Below are 23,686 nucleotides of genomic sequence, written 5' to 3'. Positions count from 1 at the left end.
TAGCTGAAAACTTGATGCAAAACACAGCTGAGTATTACTGCGCCTATTGCGGCGAACCCAACTTAACTTTTATTGATTTGAGTGCTGGAGGACAGCAATCTTACATTGAAGATTGTCAAGTTTGCTGTAACCCCAATATTTTGTATGTGCGGCTAAATGAAGATACCCTAGATATCGAGATTGATACCGAATGCGAAAGTTGAATTTTAGGTTTTTCCTTCCATGCTGTACTTTAAACATTCCTCAATAATTAATGCCCCACCAGAAGTAGTTTGGAAATTTCACGAAAGGCCAGATATTTTGCAAGTGCTAAATCCACCTTGGCAGCCAATCCAAGTGGTTCGTCGTGAGGGGGTGCTGAACGTGGGCGCTATCACAGAATTTCGCCTGTTTCTCGGCCCATTACCCTTAACTTGGTTAGCGCGTCATACTGAATGCGAAAAAAATCGCCTGTTCACCGACGAACAGATATCTGGCCCTTTTGAATTTTGGGTACATCGACATGAATTTGAACCGGAAGATGGCAAAACTAGGTTGACTGATGTTATCTCATTCTCTATGCCTGGCGGAGGAACAGTAGAATTTGTCAGTGGTTGGTTAGTGCAAGTACAACTAGAAGCAATGTTTCGCTATCGTCACTATGTAACTAAACGCGAGTGCGAGTCTTGAACGTTTCCCGAATGATTAAGTTTTAGTAACCGATTCCAACCCTTTAGCTTATCTGGCAAAAATTAATTATCCTGATTTTTCAAGGCTTGTCGAGAAAATAAAAGAGCTGTTGCTTTACCAATACCTTCAGAAGCACCCGTAATCAGTACCGTAGGAGCCATACTATAAACTTTAAAAATATTATTTGATCTTTCTTAGTTTGAACAATAACACTCAGAAAACCTTCTAACTTTCGTTAGAGTTTTTTTGACATCTGAAATACTATTTCGTTAATTTAAAAGTATTTCCTGACAATCTAAGTCTCATCCTTTAGACTTGTTTACACTTTAGTCCTACAGACAGATAGATAGCTCTAATTTATTGGTTAAATAGGATAAAGAGTATAATTTAATGCTTCAGAAAAATCAACAATGGGACTTTACCCAAATGATACAACAAAAAACGCATACAATGGCAAGGATCGTAATCTTTAGAGTTGGGGTTTAAGCTGTTGTGCCTTTAATTTGCACTAATATTTTTTCAAGATGATTGTGAGGTGGGCATCGTTCGACTGAGCGCTCACGCCGAAGTCTTGCCCGCCCTGAGAATGTAAGTTCTATAGGTAACAGCTTACTCCTCAGTCAGAACTTGTCACTAATGTTTAGCTATGGTCGGTTTTGCCGCTTACCTAGTTTGATATCTCAACGACTACAGCGTAATGCGGAAATTAGTCAACTTCATACCCGACTCTTGCCGCTAATTATATTACCATCCTTTTTGCCAGCTTCGGCTGTTTAGTAAGTATATACAAAAATATGAGGTTTTATAATTACTAATTTTAACAATATCATCACGTATATATCAAAACTCTCAACCGAAAAGATTTTTTGGTATTGGCTTGTATGTGTAATAATAGTTAAAGTATCTTAATAATTATAAACATTTTGAAGTATTGGCATTGTCCAATGCGAAACACTGACCACTAAAAGAGTTTTCTGGCTGGCGGTTAGTAGGTTTTGTGGTGACTAAATTTTAGGAATTTTCATCTGAATACTAGGCGGAGTAAAAGCGTGATTCAATTAGAACAACCACCAAGTTATCAAACAAAACTGACCCCGGTAGTCAAAAGTAAATCTCAGTTTAAGGGACTTTTGATTGCTATTATCATTGTTAGCGTATGGGTGATTAGCCTGAGTTTATTACTATCCATTGATATCTCCAACTTAAAATTTTGGATGTTATCGCCTGTTATACTATGGCAAACATTTTTATATACGGGATTATTTATTACATCTCATGATGCCATGCATGGGGTAGTGTTTCCCCAGAACACCAAGATTAATCATCTTATTGGGACATTAACCCTATCTTTTTATGGTCTTTTACCCTATAAAAAATTATTGAAAAAACATGGGTTGCATCACTACAATCCAGCAAGTCAAACAGACCCAGATTTTCATAATGGTAAATATAAAAACTTGTTAGCTTGGTATTTTCATTTTATGAAAGGTTACTGGAGTTGGGGACAAATAATTGCCCTAAGCATTATTTATAACTTTGGGAATCACATCGTTCATATACCGAGTGATAACTTAACATACTTTTGGGTAATTCCTTCGCTTTTAAGTTCATTGCAATTATTTTATTTTGGTACTTTTCTGCCTCATAGTGAACCGATAGGAGGTTATATTCAGCCTCATTGTTCCCAAACGATAAGCCGTCCAATTTGGTGGTCATTTATCACCTGCTATCATTTCGGCTACCATGAAGAACATCACGAATATCCTCATATTAGTTGGTGGCAGTTACCAGAAATTTACAAAGCAAAATAGTTTTTGTTTATCTAATATAGCGGTTCCCAGGTGGATGAAGTACATCAAATCAAAACCTCACCCCCAGCCCCTCTCCGTGAGTTCGGAGAGCGGAGATTAAGCTGTACGTCATTCTTATTAGGAAAGGCTATATCATGAAAACAATAGTCATACGGTAATATAAACCACGTCTATCTTGAAACCTGTAGTTCTTTTGTGATCAAAAGGATTTGCCCTCATCCCCCAACCCCTTCTCCCAAATCTGGGAGAAGGGGAGCCAGAATTTCAAAGTCCCTCTCCCAGATAGGGGAGAGGGATTTAGGGTGAGGGCGAAAACTACGGTTCTCAACTTAAATGAGGTTTATATAGTTTGAGCAAGGCATTCTTTTAGATTATCCTGCTGATGCCAATTAATAATTCTTGTCTTGTCACCTATAGCCCTGCTTATACAATCGTTCCGACTTACGAGTGCTTTAATCGTTGTAGTTATTGCAACTTTCGCAGTGAACCAGGTAAAAGTCCCTGGATGAGTGTTTCAGATGCAGACAGTATTTTAAAACGACTTCAAAGCGAAAAAATCTGTGAAATCCTCATACTCAGTGGTGAAGTGCATCCCCATTCACCAAGGCGTCAGGCGTGGTTTAGGCGGATTTATGATTTATGTGAATTAGCGCTTTCAATGGGGTTTTTACCGCACACAAATGCGGGCCCATTGAGTTTTGAGGAAATGCAAAAGCTCAAGGGTGTAAATGTTTCGATGGGGCTGATGTTGGAACAGTTAACGCCAACATTGTTAAATAGTGTACATCGGCACGCACCAAGTAAATTACCAGAAGTTCGTTTACAACAATTGCAATGGGCGGGAGAGTTGCAGATTCCTTTTACGACTGGGTTACTGTTAGGAATTGGGGAAACTGTAGATGATTGGTGGGAAACATTAACAGCTATATCTCAACTGCATAAACATTATCACCACATTCAAGAAGTTATCCTGCAACCTCATAGTCCAGGACATCAGCAAACTTTTGATGCACCACCTTTTGACCCCCATCAGTTACCAGAAGTGATTTTCAGGGCGCGTCAGATTTTACCGTCAGATATTACGATTCAAATTCCGCCGAATTTAGTTAAAGATGACCGGTGGTTACTTGCTTGTATCGCAGCTGGTGCGCGAGATTTGGGCGGAATTGGGCCAAAAGATGAAGTGAATCCTGATTATCCTCATGTTCAGGAACAGGCATTAAGAGAAATTTTACAGCCTGCGGGGTGGGAATTGGTAGCCCGTTTGCCAGTTTATCCGCAATTTGATAGCTGGTTGTCGGGGGAATTACAAACAGCTGTGAAACGCTGGCGAAAAACTCTAACCCCAGTTTCTCTTTTGTCTGAACAGGGAAGTAGAGATTTTACTATCTAGAACACCAATTCAGAAATCCTGAAAGAATCTCTCCCCCAACCCCTCTGCGTTGGTGTCAGCCTGCCGTCAGGCAAGCGGAGAGGGGAGTTTGGCTCCCCCAACGCTACGAGCGTTGGGGGCTGGGGGGTTAGGTTTTTGATAACTGAATCGATGCTCTATTAAGCTGTTGCGCCTTTAATTTGCACTAATATTTTTTCAAGCTGATTGTGAGGTGGGCATCCTGCCCGCCCTGATAATGCAAGTTGTATACGTAACAGCTTAGTTAATGAGTCTTTGAACTGGATGAATCCACCTCTGAACTCCGTTAATGAGTCTTTGAACTGGATGAATCCACCTCTGAACTCCGTTAACGAGTCTTTGAACTGGATGAACGTACCTCAATTCTCTATAATCTGGATTATTATCAGCATAATTGCTATATTTTTTACCTATGGTTAATAGTACTGACTTACTCGCAAACCTTTACAACGCCTTTAACCCGTTTGAACCCTTACCCGCAGCTGATCCAAAATATGTAGATTGTGAGGATGTGGGGGGAGATGCGGATATTTTGCAAGGACTCAAGAAAGTTAAAGAAGTAATTAACAAGGGAGTCCGGCAAATTGCACCCGAACTATCACTAGAGAAAGAAATTTTTGATAGTCCCCAAACGTTAGACAGATTTTATTTAATGAGTGGAGGTCATGTGAGGAATTTGCTATTGTTAACTCAAGACGCCATTGGACGCACTGAAGAATTACCTGTCTCAGAAAAGGCGGTGCGACGAGAAATTACTCAAGCCAGAGATATTTATCGCTGCGCTGTGGAAAATTATCAATGGTGTCTGTTAGCGGAAGTGTCCTGTTCTAAACGCATTATTAATGATGACTTGTATCGGAGTTTGATGTATAATCGCTGTCTTTTAGAATACCGATATTTAGATGATGATGGAGAAATGTAGCGTTGGTATGATATTCATCCATTGATTCAAGGAATTCCAGAATTTAAGGAACCTATAGCGAAACTTTCATGAACTCAAATTTAAGTGATTGGGATGATGATTTACCCCCAGAACCAGAAGAAGCTGATCAAGACTTGCTTCGCGCACTGAAGCGAAAATCAGGATTTGGTTTGTTTTTTGTCCAATTTACACCTGGGGAAGCAGACAAATTCATTGTCAAACTTCCCCAGGAGATTCCGCAGAAGAAGATTGCAGTTTTGCGCTTGGTTGAGGCAATAGATAATTTATATGAGCGAGTGGTTGAGTTTGTTAAAGACAAGCAAGTTGATATTTTATTGATTAAAGGTCTGGAATATTCTTTATATAAATATGAAAAAAGAAGTTTTGGGGAAATTACCGAAGGACAATTTAGCAGTTTAACCAGTGTTCCGCATATTTTAAATCACTTAAATCAACAACGAGAACGCTTTAGAGATGATTTTCCCATTACATTTGTTTTTCTTTTGGGTTCATTTTCAATCAACTATTTAATTCATCGCGCCCCAGATTTTTTTGATTGGCGTTCTGGGATATTTGAATTACCAACAACACCAGAAGTGGTAGAACAACAATCCAATCGCCTGCTGTTGGAAGGAGACTATGAGGAATATTTAAAACTCAGTCAAGAACAGAAAATTGAGAAAGTCTTGCAAATTAAAGAGTTGCTGACAGAAAAATATCAGCCAGATAATCAGAAGCCAAGGTTACTATTTGAACTGGGAAATTTACTATTTGCTGCTAGTGAATACAAAGCAGCGATCGCATCCTACGACCAAGCACTGAAATTTCAATCAGATTATCACCAAGCTTGGTACAATCGCGGCTTTGCGCTACGCCAATTAGGACGCAATGAAGAAGCGATCAGATCCTACGACCAAGCACTGAAATTTCAATCAGATTATCACCAAGCTTGGTACAATCGGGGCAATGCGCTAGATGATTTAGGACGCAATGAAGAAGCGATCGCATCCTACGACCAAGCACTGAAATTGAAACCAGATTACCACCAAGCTTGGTACAATCGGGGCATTGCGCTACGCAATTTAGGACGGAATGAAGAAGCGATCGCATCCTATGACCAAGCACTGAAATTGAAACCAGATGACCACGAAGCTTGGTACAATCGGGGCAATGCGCTATTTAATTTAGGACGCAATGAAGAAGCGATCGCATCCTATGACCAAGCACTGAAATTGAAACCAGATAACCACGAAGCTTGGTACAATCGGAGCAATGCGCTATTTAATTTAGGACGCTATGAAGAAACGAGCGCATCCTACGACCAAGCACTGAAATTGAAACCAGATTACCACCAAGCTTGGTACAATCGGGGCATTGCGCTAGATGAATTAGGACGGAATGAAGAAGCGATCGCATCCTACGACCAAGCACTGAAATTGAAACCAGATGACCACGAAGCTTGGAACAATCGGGGCAATGCGCTAGGCAATTTAGGACGGAATGAAGAAGCGATCGCATCCTATGACCAAGCACTGAAATTGAAACCAGATGACCACGACCACGAAGCTTGGTACAATCGGGGCTATGCGCTAGATGAATTAGGACGGAATGAAGAAGCGATCGCATCCTACGACCAAGCACTGAAATTGAAACCAGATTACCACCAAGCTTGGTACAATCGGGGCATTGCGCTACGCAATTTAGGACGGAATGAAGAAGCGATCGCATCCTACGACCAAGCACTGAAATTGAAACCAGATAAAGACGAAGCTTGGTACAATAAAGCTTGCAGTTACGCACTTCAAGGTAATATTGAACAGGCACTAGAAAACCTACAAAAAGCAATTAATCTGAATCCTGACGAATATCGAAAGATGGCAAAAACTGACTCAGATTTTGATGCTATCGGGGAAAATGATCGGTTTCAAGCTTTAATTCAATAACCTCTAGAAAGACTAAATTAATGTAGCGATTAACGTAGCGAGCGCCTTCACACCTCCATCGAAAATATTAACCTAAATTAAAAGCGATACCTATGAATGACAAATTAGATAGTTAACATATCTTGAGGAACCCAACTCAAATGTCAGAAACAATCAATATTGAACAAGCAGTATTAGATAATCTGCGAATTCTCTCGAATGACAAGCAACAAGAAGTCCTAGATTTTATTGAGTTTCTTGTAAAAAAAACAGTCAATCACCAGCAGTTAGACCTTGAAGATTCAGATTCTAGTATCTCATTAAGTCTCCACCAGCAAAAACGGCTATCTCTCCGAGAAATTGCCCGACTCCCTGTAGCAGAACGTCACAAAATAATAACACCCTTTATCGCCGCCACAGCCGAAGATTTTTTGAATGATCCAGAATTAACAGAATTTGCCGTTCTGGATGGTGAAGACTGGGAAACTGAGAATGACTAATCCCAAAAAAGGTGAGATTTGGCAAAACCAGAGGACAAGAAATTCAGAAGACTCGCCCTGCTGTTGTGATTAGTTCTGATATCTTTATTTCTAAGTAAGTGGGTCAAATTAAATATAAAACCTCACTCTGCCTCCGGCTTCCCTCTCCTTACCAAGGAGAGGGATTGAGGGTGAGGTTTTATCTTATATTTAATTGTGCCTTCCTACTTATACCAATGCGAATTATTATTCCTGTGGCAACATGGCAACCTAAATTCCAAAATCGCCTTTTCATGATTCCTATCCAGCAAACTAATGAAAATGGCTTAGACTCAAACTCAGCAGGCAATATTTTGCAAGTTCGTAGTGTAACGACTGAGCGATTTGTCCGGTGTTTAGGAAAAGTTTCAACAGCCGTTATGCAAGAATTACTAGATGGTTTAATTATCTGTATTGATTATGCTCCAGAAAGCAACGACTGAAAAAGAGCATCTTTGATAAAAATACAATTCAGATGCAGTGATCGCCCCTAAATAAAATTACACTAATATTATGAAAATCCTAACCAACAGTTATGCAAAATGAATTGACTACTCTGACTTATGAAATTGAACTAAAACCAGGGGAGAAATTGAATCTCCCAGAATCAATACTGGAAAATATAACTACAGGACGCTGGGTAATCACCATCCAACAAAAAGCGGAAGAATCTCAAAGCACCCGCAACCATGACGCTTTTTTGAACGGCTACGCACCAGAAGACGAAGGACTTTATGACGACTATCCAAGCAGGTGAGTTTTGGGTAGCAGATATTTCATTCACTAGTGGTGGCGGTTCCAAAAAGCGCCCCGTACTTGTGTTGTGGATAGATGCAAATGATGTTGTAATAGCAGTAGTCACATCTGCAAAACCACGCACACAAACTGATGTACCTCTAAATGATTGGGTTGCAAGTGGCTTGCGTGTTGCTTCAACCGTCCGTCTGTCTCGATTGGATAGCCTAGAACAGTTTTTATTGCTGGCTAAAATAGGGCAAATTTCCGAATCAGATGCAAAGCGTTTAAAAGAAGTATGGGATTTGCATATCAAGCCTCAATTTTAAGCAACTGAAATTAAATGCGATCGCTGAGGTGCAGACAAACACCACCAAAATAGCCTCAAATTAATACCCACCGCAAATTAATTGACAATGCATCCCTCAAAGGAAATAGATAGGAGCCTAAACCCTGTTGTAAAATAGACATATAAGGATTCGGGGGGCCATTTAACTGGTCAAAAACGCCTATAGAAACTATTTTTGGAAATCTCCAAGGTCTGAAGTCCAGCCAGCTGAAGCAACTACAGCGACTGTACCATCAGCGCATACCAGGCGATCGCATCACCACGCCTGACTTTTCCCAGCGTCTGGCAGCAATTAGCACAGAAGTCAATCAGCCTGTGTGCGCCTACATCAACCGTCGTGGACAAGTGATTCGCGTCGGCGTAGGCACACCGCGTCAAACGCAAATACCACCACTGGAATTGCCCCGTTACGGTGCAGAACGACTCAGTGGTATTCGTTGTATTGCCACACATCTGAAGCCAGAACCGCCAAATGAGGCGGCACTCACGGCTATGGCACTGCAACGCTTAGATGCTCTAGTTGTCCTAAATATTACCGGAACGGGATTTACACGGCGGGGAGGTGGTGCGACTGGGTATGTCAAAGAAGCTTATCTAGCTCATCTGATACCCCAAGAGTCTCGCACCCTGATTACTAGTCCTGCTGCTCTCAAGGTAGAGGAAAGCAAATTCGGCTTCGCTCACTCTAAACAAATCCAATCCCCAAGTTGGAATATATCGCCACCTCTGGACTTGGATGATCTGGCAGATCAGGATTTAATAGACTTGGTAGAAAATCTGGAAGCGGAATTCCAACGGGAATTTGTCGCCCAGGAAGTAGATGCTGACCACGATCGCGTGCTAATTGTGGGGCTGATGACCAGTGAGATTACTCCCCTACAATTCCAAGATACCCTAGTGGAATTGGCACGTTTGGTTGATACGGCTGGGGGAGATGTATTACAAACAATACAACAAAAGCGATCGCGCATTCATCCCCAAACCGTAGTTGGCGAAGGTAAGGTGCAAGAAATTGCCCTAACTGCCCAAACACTAGGAATTAATCTCGTCGTCTTTGACCGCGACCTCTCACCCTCCCAAGTCCGCAACTTAGAAATGCAAATTGGTATTCGGGTAGTTGACCGCACCGAAGTTATTTTGGATATCTTTGCCCAACGCGCTCAGTCCCGTGCCGGTAAGTTGCAAGTAGAACTAGCACAGTTAGAATACATGCAGCCGCGACTGGCTGGTAGAGGTCGCACGATGTCCCGATTGGGTGGTGGTATTGGGACTCGTGGTCCTGGTGAAACCAAACTCGAAACTGAACGCCGTGCTATTGGGCAGCGCATTTCCCGACTGCAAAAAGAAGTGAACCAGTTGCAAGCCCATCGTTCGCGGTTACGGCAACGACGGCAGCATCGGGAAGTTCCCTCAGTGGCTTTGGTTGGATATACCAACGCTGGGAAGTCTACTTTACTGAATGCTCTCACTAATGCAGAAGTTTATACAGCCGACCAGCTATTTGCGACTCTCGATCCCACCACGCGCCGACTGGTGATTCCTCATGGCCAAACAGATGAACATCAGGAAATTTTGATCACAGATACGGTAGGGTTTATACACGAACTGCCTGCATCATTAATGGATGCCTTCCGCGCCACCTTGGAGGAAGTCACAGAAGCCGATGCCCTACTACATTTGGTGGATTTGTCTCACCCCGCTTGGTTGCGTCATATTCGCTCTGTTAGAGAAATTCTGGCGCAAATGCCAATAACTCCTGGTCCGGCGCTGGTTATTTTTAACAAGATTGATCAAGCCGATAGTGAAACACTGGCTTTAGCTAGGGAAGAATTCCCCTTAGCGGTGTTTATTTCTGCAAGTCAGCGCTTGGGATTAGAAACCCTACGTCAGCGCCTTGCCCAGCTAATTGAATACGCAGTTGACTATGGGTAAATACTGAAATTAAACTTTTGTATTTCAGTTAAAAATGCCGTAGTTCTATTGACTACGGCATTTGCTATTAAAGAATATTTCTACTCCACTAAGCTGAAGTTACCCATACAAATATACTAAATATATAGTAATCCGCTTTGATTATTGAAAAGTTCTAAAATTAAGAAGTATTAAATTAAGTTGAGGAAATTATGGCTGCAAAAGTAGAAATTTATACTTGGAGGACTTGCCCGTTTTGCATTCGTGCCAAAAGTTTGCTGAAGAACAAGGGAGTTGAATTTATCGAATACAGCATTGATGGAGATGAGGCAGCCAGAAATAAAATGGCTCAAAGGGCAAATGGACGGCGCTCTTTACCGCAAATTTTTATCAATGATCATCATCTTGGTGGTTGTGATGATATCCACGCTTTAGATAGTCAAGGGAAGCTGGATGAGCTATTAACTTCTAGCAATAGCGTGTAGGTTCAGAAACTTTTGCGATCGCTAGCGACAAGCCGCTGCAAATTACACGGCAGTCGCTACAATGGATAAAACAACGCACTGCCTTGTGTACGGGCTTTTATCCGACAAAAGCGATATCTCTCCACAAGACTTTACCCTCCAGGTTCTACTCAGCAGTACACATATACCTCAATTGGTAAGCATCAAGAGATAATAATTGAATAACCATTTAATTTCTTGGTGATTGAGGTACAAAGGGTGAAACTAGCTTTTATCATTGATCCCATCCATCTGCTTGACCCGTGTCATGATACCAGCGTTGCCCTGATCGAAGCAGCACAAATCCTGGGACACGAAGTTTGGGTAACTCAGGTAAATCTGCTGAGTGTGGTGGAGAGCAAAGCTTGGGCTGTCTTACAGCAAGTCCAACTTGTACCAGTGCAGTTGGTGAAGGGACGCTGGGTAGCGGCAAATCCTTGGTATAAGTTGAGCGATTCTTCTTTAACTTCTTTAGAGACAATGGACGCCGTATTTATGCGGACAGATCCACCAGTCAATGATTCCTATCTCTATGCCACCTACATTCTGGATTACATTGACCAAAATAAAACCCTGGTGATTAACAGTCCCAACGGTATCCGAGGGGCAAATGAAAAAATGTACGCCCTCCAGTTTACCAAAGCGATTCCAGAAACCATTGTCAGTGCTGATAAGCAGTTTATTCGGCAATTTGTGGAAGCAAAGGGGGCAGCAGTTCTCAAACCACTGGGTAACAAAGCTGGGGAAGGAATTTTGTTTTTGCAATCAGGCGATCGCAATTTTAACTCTATTATCGAACTCAGTACCCTCCAAGGTCGAGTGCCAGTAATGGTACAAACCTATTTACCGGAGGCAAAAGAGGGAGATAAGCGAATTATTCTGCTCAATGGCGAACCGATTGGTGCGCTCAATCGCCTCTCTAGTGGAACTGATTTTCGCAATAATATGGCAACTGGTGGTACTGTAGCTCAAACCGAAGTTACCCCAAGAGAGTATGAAATCTGTACCCAATTAGCCGAACGCTTACGCCAAGACGGTTTATTTTTTGTGGGTATTGACATTATCGGTGGCTACCTGACTGAAGTGAACGTCACCAGTCCTACCGGAATTCGTGAGATTGATCGTCTAGATGGTACTCGCCTTGGTCATCAAGTTATTCAATGGATTGAACAAACCTAGTACTTACCCATTGACAAAAAATATCATCCATGCATCTATAGCAGTCTGCTTTGATTTTTGAAATTATTTGTGTAGACAGGGAGTGGGGAGTGGGCTTGCCGTGAGCATAGCCGAATGGGAGTGGGGAAGAAGCCTTTTCGGGGTGTACTAGTTTTCTCAATGCTGTCTTAACACGGCTGTAAATATCAACTGGCGATCTTCGGTCAGGATTAATTCATCCTTTTACTGTTAGGACTTACGTAAAATATCTCTCAAACTCTGATTTCTCCGTGTCCTCTGCGGTAGCCTGCGGCAAGCCGCTCGTCTACGAGACGCACTCGCGTTTGGGTCTACGTTATTCTCTAACTCGTGCGTAAGTCCTAACTGTGTCATTGCTATGTACGACAGCCGTGCTTATTCTACTTTACTGTGTTGGTTAGACAACTTAACCAACACTGGGAATGAATACAAGTGGTGTTTTTTCTAAATTTCCGCTGTTTTTGAGCGAAGGTAGATGCAGCGATATCTACAACGGGCGTAGTTACAGCAATCGTAATTGGGCAGGTCTTCCTGTTTTTTTGTGACAAAAGCATAGCTGGATATGCGAACCAGCAGACTCCTGCCCAAATTTCTTCTATAAAGTAGCGTTAACGAATTTTTCTACCAATTAGCAAAATCGGGATGGCAACACATTGCTTACCCCTGCCTTTGGTAAAACCCTGGAAACAGCAGATTTTATACAGCACTCAACCTGACCTTAGACTGCTAATTTCATCTAAAATCTCAAATCCAAAATCTTTTAATTCCTTGGTGTACGTCGGTTTTTCAGAAAATCAGGTATATCCAATCCAAGTTTTTCTTTTGGTTCTGGAGTTGGGGTTGGTGTTGGGGTTGGGGAGTTAACTGCGGGTTGCGGTGTTGTTGGTCGCTTTGTAGTATTAGGTGCTACCCGAACGTTAGCCACGCTTTGTTGTACTACTGCTTGCGCTTCACCTGTAAACCCAGTGGCAATTACAGTAATTCTTACCTCACCTTGGAGTCTGTCATCAATTACGGCCCCAAAAATAATATTGGCATTGGGATCAACTACTTCATAGATTGCTTCTGCGGCAGCATTCACTTCATGCAAAGTCAGGTCAGTACCACCCGTAATATTAAATACAACTCCTCTAGCACCTTCAATAGAACATTCTAGTAATGGTGAAGAAATAGCTGCGATCGCAGCTTCTCTGGCTCTAGATTTTCCAGAACTCACTCCAATTCCCATCAACGCCGATCCCGCATCTGCCATCACAGCTCGGACATCAGCAAAGTCAACGTTTACCAAACCGGGGATCGTGATGATATCAGAAATACCTTGCACCCCTTGACGTAGCACATCATCTGCATAGCGAAAAGCTTCTTGTACAGGTGTTTGTTCGGGGATCACTTCCAGCAGTTTGTTGTTAGGGATAATGATCAGCGTATCTACCCTACTTTTTAGTCCTTCAATACCTTGTTCCGCTTGGCTGGTGCGGCGGCGTCCCTCAAATACAAATGGACGTGTGACCACACCAACAGTAAGAGCGCCCATTTCTTTGGCTATTTCTGCCACAATCGGGGCTGCACCCGTCCCAGTACCACCGCCCATACCAGCAGTGATAAATACTAAGTCTGCACCCTCTAAAGCTGTAGCAATTTCATCCCGTGATTCCTCAGCTGCCTTTTGACCGATGGCAGGATTACCACCTGCTCCCAAACCCCGCGTTAGCTTCTGTCCAATTTGCAATCGACTTGGAGCGCCAGCTAAGGTAAGAGCTTGGGCATCAGTGTTAATTGACCAAAACTCTACCCCAGAGACATCAGAATCGATCATCCGGTTAACAGCATTGCCACCACCACCACCGACACCAATCACTTTGATGTTGGCAACCCGACCAGGAACAATCTCCCCAATTCGGCTATTTTCTGGAGAAATCTTCTTATTATCATGATTTTGTCCGAAGTTCAGCCCAGAGTTATTAAAGGGATTAGTCGAGTTAACTGCCAGAGAGAATCCCGGCTGTCCCGCAGATTGGGAATTTTTATAGGTAAGTCCTTGGTTATTATCAAGTGTCATTGGATTTCTGAAAGGGTAGATAAACGACTTTTTCAGGTGTTATTCACCTCAGAGTCAACTTTAGTTTGACAGTGCCACAATACTATGGAACTGTTCTTTATTGTTTTCACTACTGCCAAGCCTAACAGAATTGGCAGTGCGAAAATTTGCTATGGGATAAGCTTTTAACACAGCCGATCGCACAGCCAATTCTAATTCTAGAGAAGTATACCTACATTTATCTAAAAGTGACCTGTATAACTTCAACCAGACATCAATCTCTTCATTCTTCTGGGCGGAGGGCATAACTTCTAAAGACATACTATAGCGCCTCTTCTGTGTCTCAATAATAATATTGTTAATAGGTTTCACCATTGGGGATGATTGCAACTTTAGACACAAAACTTACGTTCTACTTACTTATCCTGAAGCTGAAACTCAGCAAGAATTTACTTGTCAGACTATACCTGATTAACTTGTTCAGAAGTTAATGCCGATTTTCGTGCACTTTACCGGAAAACTGAAAATAATAAATATATTTATCAGCATAAAGCTTCTTAATTTACTAGGAGCTATCAATACATTAAACATACTAGATGTTTTTAGGGATTTTGGGAGTTAATTTTTGGTCTTTTTGGTTCATTTGTACTAAAGGAAATTCGGGATTTTTCAGATCAATATACTCTATTTGGCCGGAATCAAGTTTTGCTGCTAAATGGCGCATTTGGCCAAGTACCTTAATTTGTTCAGACACCTGGGGGCTTGGAACGCCGAGATGCACATTTCCTAGTTCTGTTTTCAAAATTAAATTTGTTGGATTTCGACAATCAATTTCCATCACTTCCACCGGACTTTGGCTGACAGCTTGATGAAGTTGAGTCCAGTAGAGGCAGTATTGTTTTGGCGATCCAATTACTCTGAGATTAGGTAATTTGCTCGTCGGATTCAGTGATGTATATTTTTCTAAAGGCATCCAGACTCCACTTGCATCTAGTAAACCGATTGTTACTTTTTTGTTGCTAAGTGTTTGAGTCACCGCTACAGGTACTCGTTCTTGGATTTCAATGGTTAACCCAGGAGGAAACAGGCGGCGTCTGACGATCGCTTCGGCAATAGTTGGTTGTTTCTTCAAAGAGTCAGCGATCGCTGACGGTTCAATCCGCCACAAAGACTGAGGGTAAGATAGCACCAACAGCGACTGAGCTGTTTCATCCGACAGTAATTTATTGCCTGATTTCATCACTATTTGTTTAGGAGCTTTTAGTATCCACACTGGCTGGACTACCATCCATAGCAATCCACTCGCCAAACCAATAATCGCAAAGGTTCGCCAAATAGCCTGAATAATTCTCATCCGCCGCCGCCGACGTAATTTCTGACGACGCTGGGCTAGATTCGTGCGCGAAACTGATATTATGCCAGCCATTCAAACCCCTTTCTGGTTGCAATCTAAATTCCTGGACGCGATCGGATGATGATTAATTTCACTAAACCGTGTAGGCATCTGTTAGCCGATCTCCTCAAGACTTTTTTATTTTTAGTAACACTTTACACTAACTACACAAGCATTATGGCGCTAGCGATCGTTCCGATTAAAGTTTCCGGTGTCCATTTTTAACTGACTGTAATCTTTTTGACAAGTTATTTTTGAAGCTTTTTTCTCTAAAGATTACAAAATATTAATTTAGATGTTTAGGATTTTATTTTCTTGACAAATAGAATCTAAGATGATATATCAATATTCCTAAATCTCTGTGTCCTTTGCTATAATTCATACTAGTCCTACTCATCAGTTATCCAAACTGAGAACCATGTTAGCTTGTAGCTTTTTTTACTGATTCCCTAAGCCTTAAAGGTTCGTAGCAAGTCAAACAAAAGCTAGAGATTGTCAAAACCTGAATAGCAGGTGTAAAAATTAAGAACAGATTATGCTTGTCTGTGATGACGAGCAATTAAATCTCTACCATACTACTGACAGTGATCCTGCGCCAGGTGCTGTCCTTTGTAAGACACTACCAACTTGCAAGCTAATCCTATGCCTACATTTCTGACAGAGATTAGTTGTATAAAAATACGAATTAAACTGCATCTACATACACATCTAAATACATGAAAACGACATTAAACTTATCACGTTTTTATAAAGCATGTAACCCCAGCTACACGCTAAATACAAGTAACGTCCTAGATCGGCAGTATTACATAGATTTTGCTGATGTACGTGGTTGCAAGATTGTGGAAGAATTGCAACGGACTATTGTTCGGATTTCTCCTGATGAGCCAACCTGCCAGTTATTTACGGGCCATATTGGCTGCGGTAAGTCAACGGAATTGCAGCGCCTGAAGACAGAACTGGAAGTGGCAGGATTTCATGTGGTTTATTTTGAGTCGAGTCAAGACTTAGACATGGCGGATATTGATGTCAGCGATATTTTGCTGAGTGTAGCGCGTCAAGTCAGTGCCAGTTTAGAAGGCATTAGCATCAAACTCAAAGCTGGTTACTTTACCAATTTGCTTAAAGAAGTAGGCGATTTTTTGCAAACCCCCATAGAGCTTTCTGGACAAGCAGAGTTATCCTTGGGTATTGCCAAAATTACTGCCAAAACCAAAGATAGCACCCAGATGCGTAATCAACTGAGGCAATATCTGGAACCACGCACCAATAGTATTTTGCAAGCGATTAACGAAGAAATTTTAGAAAAGGCTGTTGAACAACTAAAGCTGCGGGGTCAAAAAGGACTGGTAGTGATTGTAGATAATTTGGATCGAGTGGATATGCGTCCCTTAGCATCGGGACGATCGCAACCAGAATATCTTTTCATCGACCGAGGTGAACAGTTACGCCGCCTCAAATGCCACCTAGTTTACACAATTCCCCTAACGTTAATTTTCTCCAATGAGTACGAGACACTGAAAAATCGTCTGGGGGGAGGGATTGCGCCAAAAGTACTGCCGATGGTATTAGTGCGGCAAAGAGATGGTAGTGACTACGAACCAGGGATGTCACTAGTGCGCCAGTTAGTTCTAGCAAGAGCTTTTCCAGAAGTTCCTTTGAATGAAAGGCTTTTATTAATTACAGAATTATTCGATCATTCCCAAACTTTGGATCGTCTATGTCGCGTTAGTGGTGGTCACATTCGTAACTTATTGGGTTTACTCTATAGCTGCCTGCAACGACAAGATCCGCCTTTTTCTAAGGAGTGCTTAGAAGCCGTGATTAAGGACTACCGCGACGATCTGCTATTAGCTATTGATGAATCGCAGTGGGAATTATTGTTTGAAGTAGTGCAGCAGCAGAGAGTTAAAGGTGAATCTGACTATCAGAGCTTACTAAGAAGTATGTATCTGTTTGAATATCGTGATTCTCTGGGGCGTTGGTTTGGCATCAGCCCAGCCTTAGCAGAAACAAGAAAAGTTTTGACTTGGCAAGAAAGCAAGTAACAGTCCTGGGTGAGTCAATTGTCATTAGTCATTCATTATTAACCGAATGACCAATACCCAATACCTAATGCCCTATACCCCATGTCCAATAACCAATGAATAATGACAAGCAGCTAGGTGTCTATACCAAAGAAAATCAGCAGAATTTGCAAAGACTAATTAGAGCGATCGCGCTTTCTGAAGGTCAGTTTGCTCTGATTTTAATTCGATGTAACTATAGGCAATTACGTGAGCAAATGTTAGACAATATTCGCTCCATCAGCAAGGACATTAATATCAGAGAAATCGTTCTCAAGGCATCAACTACTTCTTTACACAGCAGAATAATATCAGAACTATCTTTAGATAATCCTGCTGTCCTTACAGATTCTTTGCCATCTGCTGTGATGATTTTCGGTATTGAGTCAACTACTGACATGAAAAACTTACTTACAGGCATCAACCAAGCACGAGATATCTATGCCGCAACTTTTCCATTTCCAGTAGTGTTGTGGCTAGAAGATGAAGTGGCATCATTACTTTCAAGATTAGCCCCTGATTTCAAAAGCTGGGCTGTAACCACTATTAAATTTGAAATGGCAAAAGCAGATTTATTTACTTTGATCCGTCAAAAGGCAGAATCTGAACTTACCAACGTTTTAGAAGCAGATCCCGAAACATTATTATCTAATACTTTCCTAGATTTAGTTCCCAAGTCCCAACACCATTACGAAGAAATAGAATCAGCCCGTAATGATTTGCTGCGCCTGTACGGACTTCAATTAACACTAAGATTAGGAGCTAGTTTAGAATTTATGTTAGGGCGAGATAAATACGCCAACAATCAAATTAATGGCGCTTTAGCCAATTATCAAAGAAGCCTACTGTTATGGCAGCAGGAAGAAAAGAGAGTAGCAGAGTCAGTGAATAATTCTTCTTTTCTCCTTTCATATCCTCAGTCTACCCCTTCCTCGCCTTTACTCAATAAAGCAATAGTCGTATTCCACCTGGGGCTGTGTTATCAACGAATGGCAGACTTATATCAGAATACTAATAGTAGCTATTGCCAAAATGCTCTCTCGTGGTTTAAACAATGCTTGGAGCTATTGGAAGAGCTAAAAAGAGAAGACTTAGTTGCTAAATTTATTTTACCTGCTTGTAAAATGCTGCAATGTTTACAAGCCTGGAATGACTTAAAAGAATTAGCTCAAAAGTCATTAGATTTACATAAAATTTATGGAACTCCGGCACAAATTGCTGAAGATTATGGTTTTTTGGCAAATGTGGCGGCTTCTGAGTCGAATTGGGTACTGGCTCATGAATTAGCGAATACAGCACTTTCTATCTCTGAAGAAGCAACAGAAGTTTGTCTCCGAGATGCTTGGCGAAAACGACGACAAGAAAGTTGGTATCTTCTCTTGCTAGCACGTGCACAGCAGCATCTGGGTAAGTGGGAGGAAGCTATCAATAACCTGGAATGGGCGAGGGTAGTTTGTGAACTACAACATGAGCCATCACTTTACTTAGAGATTTTAGAGGAACTGCGATCACTTCACTTTTTTGAGCGTCATGACTATACAGAAGCCTTTAAACTGAAACAAGAAAAAATTAAAATAGAACATCAGTATGGCTTGCGTGCCTTCATCGGGGCAAGTCAATTGCAGCCGCAACGCCCCAGAGTTAACCCAGTACTAGAACCTCACAAAACACCGTTTATTCCTGAAGAAATTGCCCAAGAAATATCTGCTTCTGGACGTCAACAAGATGTCAATCGTTTAATTGAAAGAATTGCCCGCGCTGACTACAAACTCACAGTAATTTATGGGCCATCAGGTGTAGGTAAAAGTTCAATTCTCAAAGCTGGTTTAGTTCCAGCACTTAAGGGAAAAGTTATCGGTGAACGCATTCATATACCTATTGTTTTGTCTGTTTATACTGATTGGATTACAATCTTCATAAACAGTATAAATCAAGAGCTTGCATACACAGGAATATCGGTTAATCTTGGCTCTACAGCTACTATGCTGCTAGAAAAGATTCGGTTAGCATCTGAGCGCAATTATACAATAATTATTATATTAGACCAGTTTGAAGAATTTTTTTTCATTACTAATCCTTCTACACAAAGAATAGAATTTTACAAATTTTTTAGTGAATGTTTAAATATTTCATTTGTCAAAATTATTATTTCATTAAGAGAAGATTATTTACATCATTTATTAGAATTTGAACGTTTGAGCCAGAAAAATAGTACAAGACTATATGATTTAGGCGTAATTAATAAAAATATTCTTGATAAGGACATCCGCTACTATTTAGGAAATTTCTCTAGCCAGGATGCTAAAGCCATAATTCACAGTCTCACTCAACGTTCACATTATAAACTGAATGAGGAATTAATTAACCGATTAGTACAGGATTTGACAGGAGAACAAGACGAAGTACATCCAATTGAATTACAAATAGTTGGTGCTCAACTACAAACAGAAAACATTACCACACTCGGACAGTATAAACTTTGCGGTGGCTCGACAAAATTGGTGGAACGCTGGCTTGGGGAAGTTATTAAAGACTGCGGTCAGGAAAACGAAGAGTTAAGTTGGAAATTATTATTTGAATTAACTGATCAAAAGGGGAGGCGACCGTTAAAAACTAAAGCTGATTTAGCGGCGGCATTAGTTAATAATACTCATATAGGTACAATATCAAGCTTTGACACTGTTGGGGAACTGATTTTAGAAATATTAGTGGGTTCAGGGTTGGTGTTGCAAACCAGAGAAAAGTTAGGCGATCGCTACCAGCTAGTTCACGATTATTTAGTTGAACCAATTCGCCAAAAAAACAACTATGGCATAGTCGCCGAATTAGAAAAAGTCAAACTAGAAAAAACTCAAGCTGAAGTAGCCCAAAAACTTAGTCAAAAGCAACTCAATTTGATATTGCAACGGCGACTGCGGGAAGCACGGATCGCAGGCGCAATCCTGGCAATCATGGGAGGAACAATTGCAGCATTATGGTGGCAAGCCGACTTGCAAAAAAGAGCAGCAATTCGCCAAACTCTACGAGCTGAACGCAGTGAAACCAACTTTAAAATTAGTGCGATCGCTGCTGCTAGCGAAGCTTTGTTTGCCTCTAATAAAGAGTTTGATGCCCTATTAGAAAGTTTGCGGGCTTGGAGAGGACTTAAACAGGGAAATGGAGTGAAACCAGATACCCGAATGCGAGTCGTGACAGCCCTGCAACAGGCAGTTTATGGCGTAACAGAGGTTAACCGCCTGGAAGGCCACACTGATATTGTCTGGGGAATAACTTTCAGCCCAGATGGTCAGTTGCTAGCATCAGGCAGCCGAGATCAGACGGTGAAACTTTGGCATCTTGACGGTACCTTACTGCAAACTCTCAAAGGTCACACTGATGCTGTCACCTGTGTAAGTTTCAGCCCTGATGGTCAAACCCTAGCCTCCGCCAGCCTCGACAAAACAGTGCAAATCTGGCATAAAAACCCGGTTACAGGTGAATTTGACCCCAAGCCATATAAAACCCTCAAAGGACATGGGGATTGGGTTTATAGCGTTAATTTCAGTCCTGATGGGGAGTTGTTAGCTACTGGTAGTAAGGATACAACCGTAAAACTCTGGCGCAAAGACGGCAGCTTAGTAAAAATACTCAGAGGACATCGAGGGTGGGTTAACTGGGTAAACTTCAGTCCCGATGGTCAATTCATCGCCTCAGCCAGCGACGACAAAACAGTGAAAATCTGGCGACGGGACGGTAGCCTCGTTACAACTTTGCAGGGACATCAGCAGGGTGTAACTGTGGCTGTTTTCAGCCCAGACGGTAAATTTTTGGCCTCAACAGGTAGAGATCAGACAGTGAAACTTTGGCTCAGGGAAAGTAACAACACTAAAAACGGTTTTGACTTTCGTCCTTACAAAACTTTACGACACCATAGTAATACAGTGTGGAGTTTGAGCTTTAGTTCCGATAGTAAAAAGTTAGCTTCCGCAAGTGAAGATAAAACCATAAACCTTTGGAGTATCACTGGTAATTTACTCAAAACCTTGAAAGGACACAGCGATGCTGTTGTCAGCGTAGCTTTCAGTCCAAATAATAAATTGCTGGCCTCAGGAAGTTTCGACAAAAGCGTGAAACTATGGAGTTTAGATGCGCCAACACCGTCTATTCTTCAAGGGCATCGCAAGCGAGTTTTGAGCGTTGCTTGGAGTCCCGACGGTCAAATGCTAGCTTCTGGTAGTAGCGATCGCACTATCAAACTTTGGCAACGCTACACCAGTAATGGCGAGATCAAAACCCGACTTTACAAAACTTTAGTGGGGCATACAAATCAAGTTCCTAGTATCAGTTTTGACCCCAAAGGTGAAATGCTGGCCTCAGGAAGTTTTGACAAAACAGTGAAACTCTGGCGGCTGGACGGTACTTTAATCATGACTCTGTACGGCCATACTGATAGTGTGACGAGCGTGAATTTCAGTCCTGATGGTCAGCTTTTGGCATCAGCTAGCAAAGATAAAACAGTGAAACTTTGGAACCGTCAGGGCAAATTGCTCAAAACCTTAGTGGGGCATCAGGCTTGGGTAAATAGCGTAAACTTCAGCCATGATGGTCAGGTTTTAGCCTCTGCCAGTGATGACCGAACTATTAAACTTTGGCGTCGGGATGGTACTTTGCTCAAAACTTTTTCGCCCAATGACAGCTGGGTGATGGGTGTCAGCTTTAATCCCACTGACGAGTTATTGGCTTCTGCTAGTTGGGATAACACCGTGAAACTGTGGCGACGGGATGGGACGTTGTTAAAAACCTTATTAAAAGGGTACAGCGATAGCATCAATGCCGTAACTTTCAGCCCCAACGGTGAATTACTCGCCGCCGCCAGTTGGGATAGTACAGTGAAACTTTGGAGTCGTGACGGCAAATTAATTAAAAGTCTCAATGGGCATCGCGGTGCGGTATTAAGTGTCAGTTTTAGCCCAGATGGTCAAACATTAGCATCAGCTAGTGATGACAAGACGATAATTCTGTGGAATTTAAATCTTGATTATCTGCTTGTTCGTGGTTGCGACTGGGTAGACGATTACCTCAAGCACAACCGCAACCTGGAGAAGGGCGATCGCCTTCTTTGTGAAGGCATAATCAGTACAAACCCTTTTTAACTATGAATTACGAATTATATTAAAGCCTCAATCAGCAACCGCTCTTGGTTTAGCGGTTGATGAGGTGAACAGAGTTGTGAATTCCGAGCTAGAAAATAATTTTCCACATAATCAGCCGCCTGAGCGATCGCTCTCCAACACCTCATGGCTATTTTCTTCGGGAGCCTCTTGTGACAAATTCGCTAAAAATCTTTGTAGTCTCATCCGCTCAATATAAGGCCAGCCTCCCTCAGACTCAATATCTTTCAGTAGTGAGTATAGTTGCCGACGGTTAACAGGCAAACTCTCTTGAAAAACCCCATCCCGGATCTCTCGGTGTAACTGCTCCAATTGCCGCAGCAAAGCCAAAAGAGCTACAGTATCGCTTTCACAAGCCTGAACAGCATCATACACCACAGTGGCGATCGCTTGCTCTTTACAAGACAACTCTCCTGATTCAACATTTTTATTATTGTTCATGCCACCCTTTCCGTATAAATAATGAGATCAACTCAAATTTACCGGAGATTTTTAATTTTCCCTAGCTTGTCAGTCTAAATTCCTCTAATCAGCCTTGTCCCTCTGTCCCCGCATTCCCTCATTAGCCCTAGCCAGGGGTAAATATAACTAGATTTGTATCTTTATCAAAAGCAATTGCGATCGCTCCTCAAAGAGCATAGTAACCTTTACCATAGCCTCCACAGCAGCTAGATGTGATCACCACGAGACTTTTTTGATTAAGAGTACTTTGATTTTGAGTTAAAAAAAATCGTATGATCTGGCTGATTTGCCTATCAAACAATGGGCTGTATGTAGTGGCATCACATACATAATACAAAAAGACTTGGGCAACGCCGCTTTTGCTATATGCAAGAGCAAAGTGCGAAGCAGACACCCCTCTTCGCGCTCTTTGAGGTAAGCACTTATGCCTCAGAGTGTGGGGCTTACTCATCCACCCGCCCAACTCTCACAAATGCCACCACCAGTCAAACTGCTGGTTTTTTGCTCCCATAGTGACACACATCCAAAATGGATGCAGTGTGCTACTTAGTACATAACACCACAAAAAGGGTATGGAATTTAATCATTCGTAGGTTGGGTAGAACGTAGTGAAACCAAACATCAAGTCT

Annotated in this window: 17 protein-coding genes and 3 pseudogenes; 15 read left to right on the top strand and 5 right to left on the bottom strand. The window is 41.8% G+C overall.

What is annotated here, in order from left to right; translation table 11 throughout:
• Positions 1–14: 14 nt before the first annotated feature.
• Both ACYTXL_RS06570 and ACYTXL_RS06565 read left to right on the top strand, forming a co-directional pair.
• Entirely contained in the window at positions 15–203 is a 189-nt protein-coding gene (locus ACYTXL_RS06570) for a CPXCG motif-containing cysteine-rich protein (RefSeq protein ID WP_292795198.1), read from the top strand.
• A gap of 19 nt (positions 204–222) precedes the next feature.
• Complete coding sequence (locus tag ACYTXL_RS06565; protein ID WP_461923997.1) at positions 223–669, top strand: SRPBCC family protein; 447 nt, start codon at positions 223–225, stop codon at positions 667–669.
• Positions 670–755: 86 nt separating this feature from the next.
• Here ACYTXL_RS06565 and ACYTXL_RS06560 read toward each other — a convergent pair.
• Positions 756–830: pseudogene (locus ACYTXL_RS06560) on the bottom strand (short-chain dehydrogenase); the annotation flags it as partial.
• Positions 831–1,718: 888 nt separating this feature from the next.
• Between ACYTXL_RS06560 and crtW the strand changes: the two are divergent.
• The 11 genes and pseudogenes from crtW (at position 1,719) to gshB (ending at position 11,930) form a co-directional block, all read left to right on the top strand.
• Positions 1,719–2,480, top strand: coding sequence for a beta-carotene ketolase CrtW (gene crtW, locus ACYTXL_RS06555; RefSeq protein WP_461923996.1), 762 nt, complete (start codon positions 1,719–1,721; stop codon positions 2,478–2,480).
• A gap of 382 nt (positions 2,481–2,862) precedes the next feature.
• On the top strand, positions 2,863–3,873 hold the full coding sequence (gene cofG, locus ACYTXL_RS06550) for a 7,8-didemethyl-8-hydroxy-5-deazariboflavin synthase subunit CofG (RefSeq protein ID WP_461923995.1): 1,011 nt from the start codon (positions 2,863–2,865) through the stop codon (positions 3,871–3,873).
• A gap of 517 nt (positions 3,874–4,390) precedes the next feature.
• Positions 4,391–4,885, top strand: a pseudogene (locus ACYTXL_RS06545) (ATP-binding protein); the annotation flags it as partial.
• Positions 4,882–6,756 (top strand): tetratricopeptide repeat protein, encoded by a 1,875-nt coding sequence (locus ACYTXL_RS06540; RefSeq protein ID WP_461923994.1) that lies wholly within the window; start codon positions 4,882–4,884, stop codon positions 6,754–6,756. The pseudogene ACYTXL_RS06545 and the gene ACYTXL_RS06540, both read left to right, overlap by 4 nt.
• A 140-nt stretch (positions 6,757–6,896) precedes the next feature.
• The gene (locus ACYTXL_RS06535; protein ID WP_461923993.1) at positions 6,897–7,235 is read left to right on the top strand and encodes a DUF2281 domain-containing protein; all 339 of its coding nucleotides are present in this window, start codon (positions 6,897–6,899) and stop codon (positions 7,233–7,235) included.
• 11 nt (positions 7,236–7,246) lie between these two features.
• Positions 7,247–7,696: pseudogene (locus ACYTXL_RS06530) on the top strand (type II toxin-antitoxin system PemK/MazF family toxin).
• A 92-nt stretch (positions 7,697–7,788) separates the two neighbouring features.
• On the top strand, positions 7,789–8,010 hold the full coding sequence (locus tag ACYTXL_RS06525) for a hypothetical protein (protein WP_335235738.1): 222 nt from the start codon (positions 7,789–7,791) through the stop codon (positions 8,008–8,010).
• Positions 7,988–8,317: a type II toxin-antitoxin system PemK/MazF family toxin gene (locus ACYTXL_RS06520; protein WP_461923992.1), complete on the top strand. Its 330-nt coding sequence runs from the start codon at positions 7,988–7,990 to the stop codon at positions 8,315–8,317. Before ACYTXL_RS06525 ends, ACYTXL_RS06520 begins: the two co-directional genes overlap by 23 nt.
• 182 nt (positions 8,318–8,499) lie before the next feature.
• Positions 8,500–10,269, top strand: a complete 1,770-nt coding sequence (hflX, locus tag ACYTXL_RS06515) for a GTPase HflX (protein WP_461924011.1) — start codon at positions 8,500–8,502, stop codon at positions 10,267–10,269.
• A 191-nt stretch (positions 10,270–10,460) separates the two neighbouring features.
• Positions 10,461–10,733: a glutaredoxin 3 gene (gene grxC, locus ACYTXL_RS06510; protein WP_461923991.1), complete on the top strand. Its 273-nt coding sequence runs from the start codon at positions 10,461–10,463 to the stop codon at positions 10,731–10,733.
• Between the two features lie 237 nt (positions 10,734–10,970).
• Positions 10,971–11,930 (top strand): glutathione synthase, encoded by a 960-nt coding sequence (gene gshB, locus ACYTXL_RS06505; RefSeq protein ID WP_461923990.1) that lies wholly within the window; start codon positions 10,971–10,973, stop codon positions 11,928–11,930.
• 778 nt (positions 11,931–12,708) lie between these two features.
• Here gshB and ftsZ read toward each other — a convergent pair.
• The 3 genes from ftsZ to ACYTXL_RS06490 all read right to left on the bottom strand — a co-directional run bounded on the left by ftsZ (position 12,709) and on the right by ACYTXL_RS06490 (position 15,412).
• The gene (ftsZ, locus tag ACYTXL_RS06500; protein WP_461923989.1) at positions 12,709–14,007 is read right to left on the bottom strand and encodes a cell division protein FtsZ; all 1,299 of its coding nucleotides are present in this window, start codon (positions 14,005–14,007) and stop codon (positions 12,709–12,711) included.
• Positions 14,008–14,067: 60 nt separating this feature from the next.
• Positions 14,068–14,307, bottom strand: a complete 240-nt coding sequence (locus ACYTXL_RS06495; protein WP_461923988.1) for a hypothetical protein — start codon at positions 14,305–14,307, stop codon at positions 14,068–14,070.
• A gap of 271 nt (positions 14,308–14,578) precedes the next feature.
• On the bottom strand, positions 14,579–15,412 hold the full coding sequence (locus tag ACYTXL_RS06490) for a cell division protein FtsQ/DivIB (RefSeq protein WP_461923987.1): 834 nt from the start codon (positions 15,410–15,412) through the stop codon (positions 14,579–14,581).
• A 683-nt stretch (positions 15,413–16,095) separates the two neighbouring features.
• On the opposite strand from ACYTXL_RS06490, the gene ACYTXL_RS06485 reads away from it, so the two are divergent.
• Together ACYTXL_RS06485 and ACYTXL_RS06480 are read left to right on the top strand one after the other, a co-directional pair.
• Positions 16,096–17,427: a P-loop NTPase fold protein gene (locus ACYTXL_RS06485; RefSeq protein ID WP_461923986.1), complete on the top strand. Its 1,332-nt coding sequence runs from the start codon at positions 16,096–16,098 to the stop codon at positions 17,425–17,427.
• Positions 17,428–17,522: 95 nt separating this feature from the next.
• Positions 17,523–22,577 carry a WD40 domain-containing protein gene (locus ACYTXL_RS06480; protein ID WP_461923985.1) on the top strand — a complete coding sequence of 1,685 codons (5,055 nt, stop codon included), beginning with the start codon at positions 17,523–17,525 and terminating at the stop codon, positions 22,575–22,577.
• 111 nt (positions 22,578–22,688) lie between these two features.
• Here ACYTXL_RS06480 and ACYTXL_RS06475 read toward each other — a convergent pair whose 3' ends face one another.
• Positions 22,689–23,036 (bottom strand): hypothetical protein, encoded by a 348-nt coding sequence (locus ACYTXL_RS06475; RefSeq protein WP_461923984.1) that lies wholly within the window; start codon positions 23,034–23,036, stop codon positions 22,689–22,691.
• Positions 23,037–23,686 lie beyond the last annotated feature (650 nt).

The organism is Nostoc sp., from assembly GCF_054880495.1.
Note: the sequence above shows the minus strand (reverse complement) of the source record. Positions and strands in the feature narration are given on the sequence as shown.